The 16,055-nt window shown below is 69.9% G+C and carries 19 protein-coding genes; 16 read left to right on the forward strand and 3 right to left on the reverse strand.

Going from position 1 to position 16,055, the window contains the following annotated elements; translation table 11 throughout:
• Positions 1–173: 173 nt before the first annotated feature.
• Positions 174–929 (forward strand): hypothetical protein, encoded by a 756-nt coding sequence (locus Cch01nite_RS09375; RefSeq protein ID WP_203751810.1) that lies wholly within the window; start codon positions 174–176, stop codon positions 927–929.
• On the forward strand, positions 926–1,387 hold the full coding sequence (locus tag Cch01nite_RS09380; protein WP_203751812.1) for a hypothetical protein: 462 nt from the start codon (positions 926–928) through the stop codon (positions 1,385–1,387). The genes Cch01nite_RS09375 and Cch01nite_RS09380 overlap by 4 nt, the downstream gene beginning before the upstream one ends.
• 106 nt (positions 1,388–1,493) lie before the next feature.
• Here Cch01nite_RS09380 and Cch01nite_RS09385 read toward each other — a convergent pair whose 3' ends face one another.
• Complete coding sequence (locus tag Cch01nite_RS09385; protein WP_203751814.1) at positions 1,494–2,351, reverse strand: hypothetical protein; 858 nt, start codon at positions 2,349–2,351, stop codon at positions 1,494–1,496.
• A gap of 217 nt (positions 2,352–2,568) precedes the next feature.
• Here Cch01nite_RS09385 and Cch01nite_RS09390 point away from each other — a divergent pair, with 217 nt between their 5' ends.
• The 3 genes from Cch01nite_RS09390 (at position 2,569) to Cch01nite_RS23040 (ending at position 4,978) form a co-directional block, all read left to right on the forward strand.
• Positions 2,569–2,931, forward strand: coding sequence for a hypothetical protein (locus Cch01nite_RS09390; RefSeq protein ID WP_203751816.1), 363 nt, complete (start codon positions 2,569–2,571; stop codon positions 2,929–2,931).
• Positions 2,928–4,298, forward strand: a complete 1,371-nt coding sequence (locus tag Cch01nite_RS09395) for a hypothetical protein (RefSeq protein ID WP_203751818.1) — start codon at positions 2,928–2,930, stop codon at positions 4,296–4,298. Before Cch01nite_RS09390 ends, Cch01nite_RS09395 begins: the two co-directional genes overlap by 4 nt.
• A gap of 257 nt (positions 4,299–4,555) precedes the next feature.
• Positions 4,556–4,978, forward strand: a complete 423-nt coding sequence (locus Cch01nite_RS23040; RefSeq protein ID WP_203751820.1) for a helix-turn-helix domain-containing protein — start codon at positions 4,556–4,558, stop codon at positions 4,976–4,978.
• Positions 4,979–5,232: 254 nt separating this feature from the next.
• On the opposite strand, the gene Cch01nite_RS09405 is transcribed toward Cch01nite_RS23040, so the two are convergent.
• Positions 5,233–5,781 carry a hypothetical protein gene (locus Cch01nite_RS09405; RefSeq protein WP_203751822.1) on the reverse strand — a complete coding sequence of 183 codons (549 nt, stop codon included), beginning with the start codon at positions 5,779–5,781 and terminating at the stop codon, positions 5,233–5,235.
• Between the two features lie 329 nt (positions 5,782–6,110).
• Positions 6,111–6,638, reverse strand: coding sequence for a hypothetical protein (locus Cch01nite_RS09410; RefSeq protein ID WP_203751825.1), 528 nt, complete (start codon positions 6,636–6,638; stop codon positions 6,111–6,113).
• A 106-nt stretch (positions 6,639–6,744) separates the two neighbouring features.
• Here Cch01nite_RS09410 and Cch01nite_RS09415 point away from each other — a divergent pair, with 106 nt between their 5' ends.
• The 11 genes from Cch01nite_RS09415 (at position 6,745) to Cch01nite_RS09465 (ending at position 16,007) form a co-directional block, all read left to right on the forward strand.
• Complete coding sequence (locus tag Cch01nite_RS09415; protein ID WP_203751828.1) at positions 6,745–7,218, forward strand: helix-turn-helix domain-containing protein; 474 nt, start codon at positions 6,745–6,747, stop codon at positions 7,216–7,218.
• Entirely contained in the window at positions 7,190–7,711 is a 522-nt protein-coding gene (locus Cch01nite_RS09420; protein ID WP_203751831.1) for a hypothetical protein, read from the forward strand. The genes Cch01nite_RS09415 and Cch01nite_RS09420 overlap by 29 nt, the downstream gene beginning before the upstream one ends.
• On the forward strand, positions 7,704–8,849 hold the full coding sequence (locus Cch01nite_RS09425) for a DUF6545 domain-containing protein (RefSeq protein ID WP_203751834.1): 1,146 nt from the start codon (positions 7,704–7,706) through the stop codon (positions 8,847–8,849). The genes Cch01nite_RS09420 and Cch01nite_RS09425 overlap by 8 nt, the downstream gene beginning before the upstream one ends.
• 162 nt (positions 8,850–9,011) lie before the next feature.
• Positions 9,012–9,569 (forward strand): hypothetical protein, encoded by a 558-nt coding sequence (locus Cch01nite_RS09430; protein WP_203751837.1) that lies wholly within the window; start codon positions 9,012–9,014, stop codon positions 9,567–9,569.
• 356 nt (positions 9,570–9,925) lie between these two features.
• The gene (locus Cch01nite_RS09435; RefSeq protein ID WP_203751856.1) at positions 9,926–10,438 is read left to right on the forward strand and encodes a PKD domain-containing protein; all 513 of its coding nucleotides are present in this window, start codon (positions 9,926–9,928) and stop codon (positions 10,436–10,438) included.
• 39 nt (positions 10,439–10,477) lie between these two features.
• Complete coding sequence (locus Cch01nite_RS09440; protein WP_203751859.1) at positions 10,478–11,194, forward strand: SAF domain-containing protein; 717 nt, start codon at positions 10,478–10,480, stop codon at positions 11,192–11,194.
• A 100-nt stretch (positions 11,195–11,294) separates the two neighbouring features.
• Positions 11,295–12,023: a hypothetical protein gene (locus Cch01nite_RS09445; RefSeq protein WP_239070163.1), complete on the forward strand. Its 729-nt coding sequence runs from the start codon at positions 11,295–11,297 to the stop codon at positions 12,021–12,023.
• A gap of 152 nt (positions 12,024–12,175) precedes the next feature.
• Positions 12,176–13,576: a TadA family conjugal transfer-associated ATPase gene (locus Cch01nite_RS09450; protein WP_203751878.1), complete on the forward strand. Its 1,401-nt coding sequence runs from the start codon at positions 12,176–12,178 to the stop codon at positions 13,574–13,576.
• Positions 13,573–14,442, forward strand: a complete 870-nt coding sequence (locus Cch01nite_RS09455; protein WP_203751893.1) for a type II secretion system F family protein — start codon at positions 13,573–13,575, stop codon at positions 14,440–14,442. Before Cch01nite_RS09450 ends, Cch01nite_RS09455 begins: the two co-directional genes overlap by 4 nt.
• Entirely contained in the window at positions 14,439–15,341 is a 903-nt protein-coding gene (locus Cch01nite_RS09460) for a hypothetical protein (protein ID WP_203751903.1), read from the forward strand. Before Cch01nite_RS09455 ends, Cch01nite_RS09460 begins: the two co-directional genes overlap by 4 nt.
• Positions 15,342–15,605: 264 nt before the next feature.
• Entirely contained in the window at positions 15,606–16,007 is a 402-nt protein-coding gene (locus Cch01nite_RS09465; RefSeq protein ID WP_239070169.1) for a TadE/TadG family type IV pilus assembly protein, read from the forward strand.
• Positions 16,008–16,055 lie beyond the last annotated feature (48 nt).

The raw sequence follows: 16,055 nt of genomic DNA on the forward strand, positions 1-16,055 counted from the left end.
GTTGGCTCGTAGCGCCACCGGCTCGGCCGCGACCAGGGAGTTCGCTGGCCGACCCCAGGTAGCGCAGCGCGCGTCACTCCACGGGCAGTTCGTGGTGAACATGAGGCACAAGTCATGGCCTTTTGGAGGGCAGTGGCGCGGGTGCCCGCGCCACACGTCGAACGGGGTCTGCGATGAGTGCTGGCAACGACGAACTTGGAAGCGTGCGCCGCCATCTCGGTCAGGCACAGGCCGAGATCGTCTCGGTGAAGAGGGTGCGCGAGGTCGCGCGCCTCCTTGAGGGAGTGGGGAACGCCGGGCTCCCGGAGCAGGTTGCGCTCGAGCACGCGGCGGCCGTGAGTCAGGCAGTGTCTGCTCGTACGGTCGTGGAGCACGTCGCCGTGTGGGCGTCTGCAGCTGATCGTGCAGTGGACGATGTCGTCGCGGACACGTCCGCGACGCGGTCGGTGCTCCGTTCGCCGGTCCGAGTCGACGACGACCTCGGGCTTCTGGAGCGCCTGTGCGCACTGGGTAGCGAGGTCGCTGCCGAGGGTGAGCGTCGTCTCGTGGCTGCCGGCACCATGGTGAGTGCGGCGCGGGCTGAGCTCGACTCGTACGCGCGGCGCGAGCTGGGGCCAGCGGAGGTACAGGCTGCCTCATCGGCGCGCAGCCAGGTCGACGCGGTCGGGGCGGCGATCGATCTGATGTGGGCGTCGGCCAGTGCGATGCGCACGCACATGCACGATGCGGCCCAGGTGGCCGCCGGGATCGCCCAGCGTCGCGCCGCGCCGCAGCGGGACGGTCCGGCCGCGGACGTCGGGCTTGAGGTCACGTCCTACGAGTCGGCCGCGAAGGTGGCGGCTTGCCCGGAGGCGTCTACCCGTCTGCAAACGGCGCAACGGTCGGCGTGGCTGCAAGGAGTCGGCTCACGTCCGGGGCTGCGGCGATGAGCACGGAGGATCGCGATCGGATCGACGCGCTCACTCGCGGCCTGATCGGCGATGGAGCCGCGAGCCGGCACGTTCGGCTGGAACTTGCCCGTTCCGCCCTGAGCGCGCACCGCGAGCGAGCATGGGCGCTTGACGACGCGACGGACACGGCTTTCGAGCCGTTTGCGGCCCAGCTTCTCGTCGACCACCGTGGTGACGTGCGCGCAGTCCTCGAGGATCCGGCGTTCGTCGACGAGCTGGCCCAGCACATCGCCGGCGGCGACCGCCAGCTGCAGTTGCGACTCGCTCAGGCCGTCCCCACTGGTCCGGTCGCAGACGAGTACCGCCGGCTCGTGGAAGCCACGACCGGACGCAAAGACTGGCGCAGGTGGGGTGGGTCGGCGAACCGGCTTGACGCGCCAGCGCCCGGCACATGGCCTGACCAACCACGCGAACTCTCTCCACAGTCGCGACGGTAACTGCGGCGCGCCATCGGAGCTGCGGCATCACTGGATCGCGCTCCCTCGTGTCTTCGGCCCCGCGACTCGACGACAGATCTCTGGTGTGGAGGCCATTGCGCTGCGCTCAGGCGACCAGGCCGAGTGGTCGGCGCGGACCGGAGCTGTCGTGTCGGCGTAGGCGGCGCCGCCGGGTTCGAGTCTCATGGCTCGGAGGGCAGCGGCGCAGAAGCGCCAGCATCGGACCGGCGAGGCCCGCCGACGCGACACCGTCGTCGCCCGCGACGAGCAGAGTGGTTCGCCATCGAGACGTCCAGACGGGCATCGCATAGCTCACAAAGCCCAGTGCGGCGAGCGCGCCCGCAACGAGGAGGTGGCCGACCGCTGCGGCTTGATAGATCGCTACAGCGACAAGCAGCGCGCGAAGCTGCCAGGCGCGCCTTGCGCCGGGTACGTGCCGCGCGGCGGCGGCAACGCGCTGCACAAGCGCCCCGAGGATCAGCCAGGGCGCGGAGGACAACGTCAGCAGCGGATCGAAACGAACGAGGCCGGTCCGGACGAGCGTGCTCGCATGGACGATCACGGCGGCGGCTTCGTCGGCTGTCATGTCGCCGTCCTCGAGCGCGTCGATCAGTCCCGAGGTGACAACCACCGTTCTGCGACCAAACGCGCATGCAGCGGGGCCCGCCGAACGTCGAATGCGCACCTCGACGAGTGGGGGTCCAAGTCCGGCGCGGCAGACGAGGGTCAGCGTGCTCGCCAACGTCTCTTGCTGTTCGGGCGCCAGGGAGTGAGCACGCAGGACCAAGGCTGCGGTGGCCCGTTCGCCCGCGCCTGTGATGGACAGCGATCCGACGACGACGCCGCCGTAGAACAAGGCCGCGGCCACGACGTCCGGGAGGGCGGGCAATACGACAGATGCCACGGCGACGCTGAAGAGCACGCCAGGGCTGACGGCGAGGACCTTCCTGAGCGGACGACGCATCTGACCTCCGTGGCATTCGCACTAGCGCGTATAGCTCAATCTTCCTCACGCAGATCGATCCCGACCGCGTCGTGGGCATTCGGTACGCGACGAGTCTCCCGCGAGCCGCCCACACGACCATTCGGCGTTGTCCACAGAAGCCGGTGAGGTGCTCCGGCGGACCGACGGTCTGTGGCTCGATTGACGGAGGGCATCGAGCAATCGAAAAGGGATGGCGATGAACGCAATCGAGCTGGTCGATGACGAAGCCATCGCGCCTCTTCTCCACGTCGTTGCGCTGGTCACCGAAGCGGCCGATCAAGGGATGTACCCGTCGCGACCAGACCCGAACGCCTACTCCGTGGCCGTCGGGGCACAGGTCGTCGCTGCGCGAGTCCTTGCATTGGTGCCCGAGCATGCGCGAGGGCGCCTGGACGACGTCGAGCTTCCCGCCGCGACGGCGGTAGTCGGCGTCTGTGCGTTGCTGCGCGCCGCGGCAGACGAACTATGCGACCAGCCGGGCGGGTCGTCGTCGATTGACCTGTCGTGGGTCGTGCGGGAACTTGGCAGCCTGCTGCGTGAAGCCGAGGCGTCGTCGTGACCGACGAACGAACGGTGGGGGAGCTGCTCCTGGACGTCGGAGCCACGGCCCGCGATCTGATGTGGGATCCGAACCCGGACCGTGCGCCGGCCCAGGCGCGCTCCTGGGGTGAGGTGGTCGAGGCGGCGGCGGAGCTCTGGGCGGCGATCCCTGGGGATGGCGACGACCCGAGCATCGGGCACGTCGTCGCGGTGACGGAGTGGCTCCACCGGCGCCAGCAGCGCACTGGATGGCCTGGCGTCGGGGAGGGAGACGCGCAGCTGGAGGGCATGGCCCGCAACCTCGAGCGAGCGGCCGCGCTCCTGACCGCCGTCGATCCCGCGCGGGACCTGAGCGAGGCCGAGGAGCACGATGCGCAGCTCGCGCGTATGCGGACCATGCACGCCGTGTACGTGACCGCGCACGCGGTCGGCGTTTCGGTGAACCAGCACGAACGGACGCTTCGCCGCGTCCAGGCGACGCGCGAATCCACCCGGATCGGTCAGTCGGTGGAGCCGGTCCGTGAGCTATCTCGGCGTCTGTGCTCTATCGAGAACACTGCGCGGGAGTATCTGCGGATGCGTGGGCCAGCGAATACGCACGGCGAACGTTCGGGCGTGCGCGAACGGCTCGAGCGAGCTATTGCGAGGTGGGACGTCCAGGCGCACCGGAGCCTGGCGACTCGGGCCCCTGAGGTCACATCTGCGATGTTCGTGGCCATGTTCGAACGGGAGATGACGCTCGTCTCCGAGGTGGTCTCGGCCGCGGCTGCTCGCCATGGGCTGATCGATCCCGTCGACTTTGCGCGACGGCAGCGGCCGGCGATGTCGGCAGCGCAGGAGGCGTGGGGGCATCTGCGCAATGACCTGGCGCGCCTCGCCGGGCGAGTGCGCGTGTGCGATGACGATCTCCTCGTCGCCGGCACCGAACTGAGGTCCGCTCTGAGGGGCATCAGCGCACAACTGATCGTCGGCCATGGGGGCGACCTCGCTGACCTGCGGGCAGTCAGCCAGGTGCTGATGAGCGGGCTGGAGGGCGCCGCGCATCGTGCCAGCGTCGTCCAGGACGTCGTGACGGATCCGAGCTTGCAGGTCTCTGCTCGAGCTGCGAACTCACTCGTGCGTGAGAGCGCTGTGTCCCCGGAGGCTCCGGTCCACCCGAACGACGTGGCTCGGGACACGCGGGTCCCGCTTCCGCCTGAGGCGGCGGCCGCCGTCGCCGTTCTGGTGCGCCGGGTCGTGTCCGCGACGGCGCTCGTCGAGTCGGCGACCTCGACGCTCTCCCATGGGAACTGGGCCACCGCCGATCCGCCGATCACGGGTCGGTCGGCTTGGTCACTCAGTGTCGAGGTACGAGGTGAAGACCGGCGATCGGGGTTCCACCGCTAGGAGGAGCGGAGTAGAGGAGGACGATCGACGCCGCCCGACACCCTCGCCGGATTCTGCGCGGCAGCGGGCAGCGCAGCGGAGGCCGTGACCAGAACGGGGACTCGAGTCCGCCTCACCGGCTCGTCACTCGGCGGCTCGTGCTGCTGCGACACGGCACCGGGTCAGCACTCCGCGGCGCGTCGCGCAGCGCGGCGAAGTGGACAGGGAGTCGAACGACGGGCGCACTCAGGTCGCCTCAGCCATAGGGTGATCTCGCCATGGAGACTGCACCAGCGATCGCCGGAGACGTGCTGCGAGCTGCGAGGGAAGCGGCCGGCTTGACCCAGCACGAACTCGCGCACCGAATCGGTGTCGTCGGGGGTGAGCGGGTCTCGATGTGGGAGCGTGGTGTGGCCCGGCCGCGGTCGCCGCAGATCTTGCGTGCCGTCGCCGACGCCGTGGACCTCCCGCCTGTAGCGCTCCTGATGCCGCCAGCGCAGGGCCCGACGATCCGTTGGTACCGGTTCGCCGCGGGGCTGAGTGTTGACCAGCTCGCGCGAATCGCCCACGTGTCTGCTCCAACTCTTCGGCGGTGGGAGTCGCAAGGGCCGCGTCGGTCGATGTCCGAGGCGACTGCCCGTCTGATCGGTGATGCGCTCGGGGTCTCAGCCGCAGAGGTCGTCGCGGCCTTTCAGCGCTGAGCTTCGCCCGTTCCGGTGAGGACGCACAACCGCCGCCGTACGATCCGTGGCATGGCGGAGCTGATTCTGGGCGAGTGCCCATACTGCGAGAGCTACGGGACGTTCAGCCTCGCGGCGGACGGCTCGTGTGGATGCCCCATCTGCAACATAACGATCGCCAAGGGACAGCTACGCCCCTAGCGCCCCCTGTCGTGCGGAGCCGTCGCTGTCCTCGTCGTCGCGCCGGACGTGCGACCGGCGGGTCGGGGAGCTGCTTACGGACCGATGGCCATGTTCATGAAGTCGACGCCGACGAGGTCGAGCGCGAGCAGGGCGTCGGCGACGGTTGCCGAGATGACGGTGGTCAGGGACCTGTTGGGTAGTGCGGTGACTGCGTGCCCGTCCAGCTTGGCGTGGGAGAACACCGTGAGGATGGGCAGGCCGCTGGGCCCGAAGGTGGAGAACTCATGGTTGAGCAGGTCATGGTGCACCGGGAAGTGCGGGACCCAGTACCGCAGCGCGGTTCCGTCGGTCCTCGTGATGGTGCCGGGTAGCCATTGGATCTGGTCGTCGGGTCCGAGGTGGGCGTCGAATACGTCCCGTACACGAGGGCTGACGAGCCGGATGCCGTCAGCGGTCGGCACCAGGTCGTCGACCGGTTCAGCGCTGGCCCAGGTCCAACCCAGCTGTGGGGCGTCGTCCAGGTGCCCTTCGTCATCGAGCCGGTATGAGGTCCTGCGGGGGTGCACACCTATCGCGACACGATCGGCGTCGGCCCAGTCCTTCGCGGTGATCTCAACGTAGTCGGGGCGCTCGATGGCCACGGTGCTTACCTCCACTTGTAGTCCGGCTGACACTTCCAGTAACCGGCCTTGACGATGGTGGGGTCCTTCTCCACGACCTTCGTCACCCACTTCTCGAACAGATCTAGGAACAGAGCCGTACGTTGCGGCTCGTCGACTTCAGCAGGGAACTGCGCCGTGGCGACGCGGTCCGCTTCTCGCATGTTCTGCCAGGCATCGCACCGTCGGCGGGCCGTCGAACGGTGCGTGGCTCCGTCGGGTCGTGCGGGCTCGTACCAGGCGAGGGCGATGTGCCTCGCGGGCGGCGAGAGCGAGGGCAGTCGGCGCCAGATTCGATGACGGCCGACGCATCAGGCGAAAACGGCTGCGGCCAGGGCGCCTATTGCGATTCCCCCGAGCCCACCCCAGAGGGCCTGTGGCGCCGTGTGCTGGCGTAGCGCCACTCGGGCCGCGGCGAGTGCCATGAGGAGTGCCAGCGCGCACATCCCTGCGATGGGGATCCATCCGAGCAACAGACCCGTGAGGGTGCCGAAGAAGAGGCAATGAGCAGAGATGTTGGCGCGTGCGCCGACGCGCGTCACGAGGCCGACGACGAAGAACGCGATGAACGCCCGGATCACCTCGGAGGGGAGGCCCATCAACCAGCCGGCAACAAGGGCGAGCACCTCCGCTGCGAGCACGACGGGTACCGCGCGGTGGCGGGTAAGTGAGCCAGGGCCCCCGAGCCACCGCAGGATGCCGATCGCGGCGAGGAGCGTCCCTCCGAAGAGACCGACGACCATCGCAAGCGTGGCCCATGGGGGCGACGCTGCGACGAGCGACGCGAGCACGGTCGCAGCGAGCGTGGCGGGTACAGGCCCCAGGATCTTCGAGATCACAAGAGCCCACCGCGGGCCCTTGTGCGGCGCGGATGTGTCTGCCACCGTTAACTGTGGTTGATGAGGTTCCACTCGCAGACCAACTGTCGTTCAGGAGACTGGGCGGATGACGGAGATCAGCGGCCTATCTTCAGGGCTTCCAGCGAAGCTCAATCGCCTCTTCGAGACTATGCGACCACCGGGCGCGCCGGACCGCGAGTACACCCATGAGGAAGTCGCCCGCGGCGTCGCGGAGGCGGGTGGCCCGACCATCTCTGCCACGTACGTCTGGATGCTCCGCACCGGGAAGCGTGACAACCCGACGAAGCGTCACCTCGAAGCGCTCGCCAGGTTCTTCGGCGTCAGCCCGGCCTACTTCTTCGACGAGGACCAAGGCCCACACATCGACGAGCAGCTCGCCGCAGCGGCCGCTCTTCGCGACGCAGGCGTCCGTGCAGTCGCTCTCCGTGCATCTGGGCTCTCCCCGGCGAGCCTCGAAGCGCTCATGTTGATGCTCGAGCGCGTCCGCGAGCTCGAGCATCAACACGGCACCAACAAGGGGGCAGTGAACGGTGGCAGCGAACCTGCGGCGACGGGCTGAGGCCGCGCTCAGTGCGCTCGGGCTGACCGGCCCGATCACGAACGAGCAGATCAAGGGCATCCTCGAGCATGATCGAGGGCGACCCATCGTGGTCCGGACGGCGCCGGCCAAGGTCTTCACGAACGCGGCCTGCGGCGCGTGGCTCGAGGCCGAGACGATCGATGTGATCCTCGTCCCGGACGATGCCGACCCGATGCTGCAGGCGCACACCGTCCGTCACGAGTACGGCCACATGATCCTGAGGCATCAGGGAGGCGCCAGCTCGATCGTCGGCGCGGAGACGCTCCGCGAGCTGGTGCGACTGACGATGCCCGATCTGGATCCTGAACGGGTCGTGGCGATGCTGGGTCGCGCGAGCTTCACTGGTCCCTCGGAGCGGGACGCAGAGATGATCGCGTCTCTGCTCACGCTCCGGTCGGTCCGCGCAGCCGATGTTCTGGAGAACGCTGAGACTGAGTCCCTGCGGCGCGCGCTCGGTGGCAGCGGTGTCTGACGGGCTGGTGGTGGCGCTCGCGCTCTGGGTGGTCGCTGGCATCCAGGTGGTGCGCACTCTTCGCGGTGCGGGGTCGTGGTCGCTGACGGTTGCGGTGGTGGCGCTGGCCACCGGCCTGACGATCGACGCGGATGTCGTCAGTGCCGCGCTCGGCCGGTCGGTCGTTCTTGCCGTCGTCGAGCACACCTCCATCCTTGTAGCCGCAGTCGCCACTCTCGCCTTCATTCGCTGCGCAGCCGACGAGAACGGCCATCTCGCGAACCCGGTACGGCGTGCGGCGTGGATCGTCGCTGCGGTCGCACTCACGGCCCCGCTGCTGCGCGCGACCCAGGAACTTCCCGCGGCGGCCGAGGCGCGCGCTGACGTGTACGCCGATTCGCCGTTCTGGGGGATCCACTGGGCGACGTTCCTAGGACTTCTCATGGTCGTCATGTGCCGCTGCGCGGTGCTGGGCTTCAGTAACGCCCCGCGCGCGCGAGGGCTGCTCCGGGTGCGGCTCGTCGGTATCGGCGTCGCATGCGTGGTGGGTGCTGGCTACGCGGTGCTGAAGTCCGTCCTTCTCGTCACGCTCGCACTTTCGCTCGGCTCCGCTGAACTGGCGGATGTGCTGAGTGCGGCAGAGCAGGCGGCGCTGATGCTGTCGATCACGATCACCGCAGCCGCACTTCTCGCTGGGGCGGTCGAGTCGATCCGGCAGGAGATCGTGGTGCGCTCTCGCGTGTGGGCGCTGTGGCCGCTGTGGGTCGGGCTCTGGGAGCACGCCCCGCACATGCCCTCCGCGACGCCGCCTCGCCGGCTGGCCGCGACGTTGGCGCGCGAGAGCCGAATGATCCTGGTCCGCCAGGTCGTCGAGCTCGGTGATGCGACAAGGACGCTCGGGCCGTTCCTGAGAGAGCGCGACGCGTCCAGTCCCGCCGACGAGGCCCGTGCGCTCGCGGACGCCGCTGCACGCCGTTCGGCCGGCGCCATTCCAGAGGGGCCAGGGCAGCCGGCTCCGGGAAGCACTGTGGACGAGCGGGTGGCGTACCTTCGGCCCATCGCTCGGGGATGGGGCCGGACGGGCGCGGCCGCCTCGAAGACCGGAGCGCCTCGCGGCGCGCCGGTCCGAACTGTGTACGACAGCGACCGCGAGGCGTAACCTGCACGATAAGCGCTAGTGCATATTGATCAGAATCGCGAGGGCCCGACTGCCGGAGGCTGGCCCGGCGCTTGCGGAAGGTGCCAGTCGCAGGGCGCGGTGAGCAGGGGGAGAGCGATGGTCGTGAAGTGCCGTCTCGCGGGGGCGCTAGGCGCGCCGCTCGTGCTCCTGCTCGCCGCATGCACGAGCAGCGGCAACGCACCTGAGGCGTCGACGAGCGCGCCGACGCAGGCCGCCCCGACGACCGCGGCGCCCTCGCTCTCGGCGGAGGACGAGGCCGCAAGTGCCGCGGCACAGGTCGTGAGTGCCTACTTCCGAACGGTGGTCAGCTGCCTCGCCGACCCGCCGAACTCTCCGTCGACGTGCTTCGACGGCGTGACGATCGCGACCGAGCGCACCAACATGAACAACGCGCTGATCAGCGCACAGCAGGCGAAGACGAAGGCCGTCGGCTCGATCGAGGTGGTCTCAACGGAACGTCGGAGCGTTGACCTGAGCGGCGATCCCTCCGCTACGCCGCCAGTCGCGCCGACGGTCGTGCTGCGGGTGTGCAGCGATGGAGCGACGTTCGATGTGCTGAACTCCGCCGGCCAGTCGGTCATCCCCGCGACCCAGCCCGATCGCGAAGTCGCCGACGTCACGGTCGTCGACTACGGGTACCCGGATGCCACGCAGTGGCGCGTGGGGCTGGTGACGCCGGTCCAGGGGGCGACATGCTGAGCCGGCGGCTCGCACTGGTGGGGGCCGCTTTTGCTCTTGCCGTCCCCGTGACGTCGGCGGTCGCGTGGGCGGAGGACCCGGTGACGTGCGCGTCGTACGGGCCGCACGGCGTGTGCCTGATCTGGTCGGAGAGCCCCGGGGGAGAAGGAACCGGAGGCGGTGGTGGTGCCGGAGGCGGGGCGGGGGACGGTGGGCTCAACATCATCGTCGTCGACGGTCGCCAGTGCGTTCCGGCAGGGCTGACGCAGCCTCAGCCGCCTATGACCTTCCCGATCTGGGGCGGGCACACCGACGGCGCGATCTACGACTGCGTCGCTGGGACCGTCGCCGGCCGAGCGGGGTTCGTGACGACAGGGGTGACGTTGCAGTACTGGTCGGCAACGGCGCCGGTTCCGCCGCCAGACCCTGCCGTTCTCGCTCGTGAGGCGGTCTCGGAGATGGCGCTCCAAGCGATCCGGGTGGGCATCGCGCCGAGCGCCGAGGACGGGGCAGTGGGACTCGTCGGGATGCCGAACTGGATGTGGATCGACCGGCCAGATCAGCAGACGTTCGGGCCGATCACACGAACCGCCTCGACGGGTGGCTGGAGCGTCACGGCGACGGCCCGGGTCGCGTCAGTGTCGTGGGACATGGGTGACGGACAGATCGTCACCTGCCGGGGTGCCGGGACGCCGTACTCGCCGGACGCCGGGCGATCGTCGTCGCCGGACTGCGGGCACACCTACACGGCCCAGGGCCAGTACGCCGTACAGGCCACGTCGCACTGGGTCGTGACCTGGGCGGGGATCGGTCGCACCGGCACGATCCGCCTGGATCTGCGGGAGTCGGTGCCGGTGACCATCGGCGAAGTCCAGGTCCTGAGGCAGTAGATCCCGTTCGGTGAGGGGGAACCGGTGAATGGGCGAACGATGACGGTGGCGGACGCGACCGGCGGGCCTCGCACGACGAGCGACCGGGGCGTCCCCGGCTCGCTCGTCAGTGAAGTGGAGGCGACGCCACTGGTTCCTAGCCCACCGAAGGGCCGCAGGCGGTGGGGCCTGTTCAGCGCCATGGTGCTCGTGGTCTGCCTGGGTGCCTTGGGGAACGTCTGGCTGCACGCGTCGACATCGACCGCCCAGCCCGTCGTCGCCGCGCGCTCGACGATCGAGCGGGGGACACTCATCGGCCGCGATCAGCTCATGACGGTCCGGATCGACAAGGACCTCGCGCTGCGTACTGTGCCTGGTGCCGGCCTCGACAGCCTCGTCGGTCAGCGAGCCTCGCTGGACGTCGCGGCAGGATCGCTGATCACGGCGGAGTCAGTCACGGCCGAGAACATCCCGTCCGAGGGCCACTCGCTCGTCGGCGTTGCGGTCTCCACCGGGATGCTGCCTGGCGTCGAGCTCGTGAGCGGAGACGAGGTCCAGGTCGTGACGACCCAGGACCCGCTCACCGCGACGGACGGGGCAGCGGCGACACCGGTGACGACGCGCGCCGTCGTGGTGTCCGAGCAGACCGGGGTACAGGGAAGCAACGGCACCCAGACGGTGGTGACGGTGCAGGTGCCGACCGTGGACGCGCCGCAGCTGGCAGCGGCCTCCGCCACGGGCACGGTCGCGATCGTCCTGGACTCACGGGACAGGTGAAGTCATGAGCCTCATCGTGCTGACCTCTGCCTCGGGATCCCCCGGGGTGACCACGACCGCTCTCGGACTGGCCCTGACGTGGCCGCGGCCGGCGATCCTCGTGGACGCGGATCCGACAGGTGCCTCGGCGGTGGCAGCGGGCTACCTCCGGGGCGAGGTGCTGCTGCCGGAAGCGATGATCGAGCTCGCGCTGGCGCAACGCGAGGGTCAGCTGCTGGAGGCCGTGGCACGGCTGGCTCTGCCACTTCCGGGGTGCGGGGTGCGGTTCGTCCCCGGCATCCGCTCGCACGAGCAGGCGCCATCGCTGGTCGGGCTCTGGGAGCCGTTGTCCGACGTGCTGCGATCGTTCGACACGACCGGGCAGGATGTGATCGTCGACGCCGGGCGTCTCGGCCTCGTCGGCAGCCCGGATCCGGTCCTGGACGCCGCGGACATGGCCATCGTCGTGGTGCGCTCCGACATGGTCGCCCTCTCCGGGGCCAGGTCGTGGATCGAGACCCTCTGTACGCGGTTCGAGCGAGGAGGAGCGGCACGGGCGCTGGCCGTGCTGCTCGTGGGGGAGCGCGCACCGTTCGGGGCGCGGGACATCGCACGAGCCCTCGCGCTGCCGGTGGTGGCCACCGTGGCCTGGGATCCGGCCAACGCGGCGGTCCTCTCACGCGGTGAGCTCCCGCCGCGGGCTGGGATCTGGCAGCGCCTCGCGGGTCGCAGCGGATGGGAAGACAGCGTCCTGCTCGGAACCCTGCGGGCGGCGGGCAGCGCGATCCGGGGGACCGTCCTGGCGGACATCGAGATGCTGCAAGGCGCGGAAGGGCGGAGCCCGGCGTGAGCGACCCGGCGGCGTGGGAGACGACAACACTGGAGCTCGAGGCGCTGCCGCTCTGGGCGGGGATATCTCGGCACGGTCGTGTACGCGGCGACTTCTCGATGAGTGGAGTGCCGGATGCCGTGCGGCACTCGGGAGCGGGGGATACGTCCTCAGTGACGGCGACATCGCCCACCGCAGGTCGGGAGAGCGGCATCGACTGGGGCCTGGTCACCGCCTTCCGAACGCAGGTCGCCACAGAGCTGACGAAGACGCAGGAGTGGTCGGGCGAGGACGGCGAGGGCGGTGGTGGCGGTGTCGACCGCCCGACGCGGGAGCGCCTCGGCCGACGGATCATCGATGACCTGCTGCGGGCGCACCGGGGGAGCGAGCTCGCCGCAGGTGCCGGTGAAGCGTGGTCCCGCGAGCGAGAGGCCGCGATCGGTCAGGCCGTGTTCGACGCAGCGTTCCGGCTCGGCAGGCTGCAACCACTCGTCGACCGCGACGACGTGGAGAACATCTTCATCCTGGGGCGACGGGTCCTGCTGCAGCTGGTGGACGGGTCGCGGGTCGAGGGACCGGCCGTTGCGGACACCGCCGAGGAGCTGATCGACTTCCTCAAGTTCGTGGCCAACCGTTCGGAGTCGAACCCGCGTCCGTTCTCGGAGGGCACGCCGAAGCTGCACATGAAGCTTGACGGCGGCGCTCGCCTGGCGGCGACCGCCTGGGTCGTGAGCGAGCCGACCGTCGTCATCCGTCGGCACCGGTTCGCGCTCGACTCCCTGTCCGCGTGGGTCGAGCGGGACGGCCTGAGTCCGTCAGCCGCGAACTTCCTGGGCGCGATGGTCGCCGCCGGATGGAGCGCGGTTGTGGCTGGTCCGCAGTCCGCCGGCAAGACGACGCTCACGCGGGCCATGTGCGCGCACGTCCCCGAGTGGGAGGTGATCGGCACGTTCGAGACCGAGTACGAGCTGTTCCTCAAGGCGGCGGGCCGGCACGACGTCGTTGTGGAGTGGGAGGCGCGTCCAGGGATCGGCGAGCTTGGTGCGAGCGGTCGGGCCGCGGGGGCGTACGGGCTCGACGAGGCCCTGGACGACAGCTTCCGCTTCGCGCTGGACCGCCAGATCGTCGGTGAGGTCCGTGGCCGCGAGGTCTGGACGATGATCAAGGCGATGGAGAGCGGGACGGGGTCGCTGTCCACGACGCACGCCGCCAGCGCTGAGGCGTGCATCCGCAAGCTGGTCACCTGCGCGATGGAGGCGGGCCCGCACGTGACCCGGGACCTGGCGTTGGAGAAGCTCGTCGGTGCCCTGCAGGTCGTCGTACAGCTCCGGCGTCGGGTGCTCACCCTGCCTGACGGCAGCCGTGAGTTGCGCAGGTGGGTCAGCGAGATCGTGCTGGTGGAGCCTGGGGAGCGTGAGACCGGGTTCGCGCTCACCCACCTGTACGGTCCCAGCGGATCCGGCCCGGCGCGCGCGACCGGGATGCTGCCGAATCGATGCCACGAGCTCGTCGACTTCGGGCTCGACATCGACCTGTTCCAGCGTGAGGCTCGCGCAGCTGGGTGGTCCTCATGACCGTGTCGGTGACCTCGGGCGTGTTCGGAGCACTGGTCGTCGGTGGTGCGGCCGGGATGGTCGTCGCGCTGCGACGGCAGCCGCCGAGGGCATCGGCCGCCCGGGCGCGATCCGGTCTCGCCCGGCGATGGTCGCGGACACCCCGACGGACGAAGAACCTCCTCGCGGTCGCGACCCTGACCGGTGTGCTGCTCGCTCTGCTCACCGGCTGGCTCGTGTCGCTGATGATCGTGCCGCTCGCCGCGCTGATGTTGCCGTACCTTCTGGCAGACCCGCCGTCGGCGCGACAGATTCGGCGGGTCGAGGCGATGGAGGAGTGGACGCGCGGTCTCGCGGGTGTGCTCGCCGCGGGCGTCGGCCTGGAGCAGGCAGTCACCGCCACCCTGCGCTCCACGCCGGACGCCATCAGGCCGGAAGTCACGCGCCTCGTCGGCCGGCTGCGGGCCCGTTGGGACACGCGGAAGGCGTTGCTGACGTTCGCCGACGAGCTCGACGACGTCACCGGGGACCTCATCGCCGCGAACCTGATCCTGGCGGCGCAGCGTCGCAACCGATCACTCGCGGCTGCGCTGCAAGGTGTCGCCGAGTCCGTGTCCGAAGACGTCGCCTCCCGCCGACGCGTTGAGGCGGGGCGGGCCAAGCCGCGCGGGTCGGCGCGGATCGTCACGCTGTTCTCGCTGGGCGTCCTTGGCGTGCTCGCTCTCACTGGCGACTATGTCGCCCCGTATGGAACGCCACTGGGCCAGTTGGTGCTCGCGGTCCTGCTTGCTGCCTACGTCGGGGCCCTCGTGTGGATGCGCAAGATGAGCGAGGGGAAGCCGATGAAGCGGTTCCTTGGCCCGGCTGCTCGGGCAGGTGCGCGATGAACGGTTTTCAGCTGGCGCTCGCGCTGGGCGGCGTCACGACCGCCGGCGTCGCGGGTGCGGCGTACGCGCTCGTGCCGATGCAGCCCGACCTCAAGGATGTGCTCGAGCGGCTGTCACCGGGATCAGGTCGGCCCAGTGCCCCTGCGGCGGCTTCGATCGCGACCCGTGAGGAGCGATGGGGTATCTGGGCTCAGCGCGCGCTGCCCGCTCGCCTTCTCGGGCTGCCGCCTGCTCGTGACCTGGCGGTGCTCGGGGTCACGCCGGCGCAGTTCTACGGGCGCAAGGTCACCGGCGCCGCGGCTGGGTTCTGCCTGCCGCTCGTCCTGACGCTGGCCGCGCCGCTGCTCGGCATCCATCTGCCGTTCGTGATCCCGCTCGCGGCAACTCTGGCGCTCGCGGTGCTGCTGTTCGTGGCGCCGTCGCGGGACCTCGGTGCCCAGGCCAAGGCCGCCCGCCAGGAGTGTGCTCGGGCGCTCAGCGCCTACATCGAGCTGTGCGCGCTGGAACGCAACAGAGGAGCGGGCGCGTGGCCGGCTCTGGAGAGCGCAGCGCAGGTCGGGGACTCCTGGCTGTTCCGTCAGATCCGCGAGACGCTCGCGCGCTGTCGGTACAACGGGCAGCAGCCGTGGGATGCCCTGACAGAGCTCGCCGACGAACTGGGCCTTCCCGAGCTCGAGGATGTCGCCGACATCATGCGTCTCGCGGGCACCGAGGACTCCGAGGTCTACCGGCAACTACGAGCACGCAGCGCCGCGATCCGCTCCGCGCTGCTGAGCGCCGAGCTCGGCGACGCGAACGTAGTCGAGGAGCGGATGTACCTGCCGGCGTCGTTCCTGGGCTTCGTGTTCCTTGCGCTGCTGACTGCGCCGCCCCTGCTTCGGCTGTTCGGCATGAGCTAGTCCCACCCACCGAGAGGAGCATTCCCATGTATCGCATCGCCGCGGTTCTCCATGTCTTCGGCCTCTTTCTGCATGAGCGCACTCGCGCGGTCCGCGAGCGAGACGCGGAGGCCGGGATGACGACGCTCGAGATCGTCTTCTGGGCTGGAGGGCTGCTGCTGGTCGCCGGGCTCGTGTTCGCCGCGGTCCAGGCGTACGTGGCGGCGCACATCCCTGGGATCTCGTAGGTAGCGAGGACCGGACATGAGCACGAGGTGGCGGACGGTGGACCGGCTGAGCTCGCGCGTGCGCCGCGGGCCAGTGGACAGCGGCGTCGTCTCGCTGGAGATGGTCGTCCTGGTCCCCGCCTTGATGGTGATGATGTTCCTCGGCATGCAGGCGGCACTCGTCTACCACGCGCGCACCGTCGCGATCGCGGCCGCCGAGGAGGGCGCGAGGGCGGCTGCGAGCCAGGGCGCATCGACGGCCGACGGCCGGGCCGCGGCCGTAGCGTTCGCGGGCGACGCCGGTGTCGGGATGTTCACCGCCACAGCCATCGACGTCGAAAGGACCGCCGAGATTGCTCGCGTCGAGGTCACGGGAACATCGGTGAGCGTCGTCCCGGGGTGGACGGTGCTGATCGCGCAAAGCGCGTCGGCGCCCGTAGAGCGGATCACCACAGGATGACGGCCGCCATGCACAGCCGGGGGAGCAGCGTCCCGCTCGGCGACTCCG

Origin of the sequence: Cellulomonas chitinilytica, from assembly GCF_016862675.1 — a bacterium.
GTDB lineage: Bacteria > Actinomycetota > Actinomycetes > Actinomycetales > Cellulomonadaceae > Cellulomonas > Cellulomonas chitinilytica.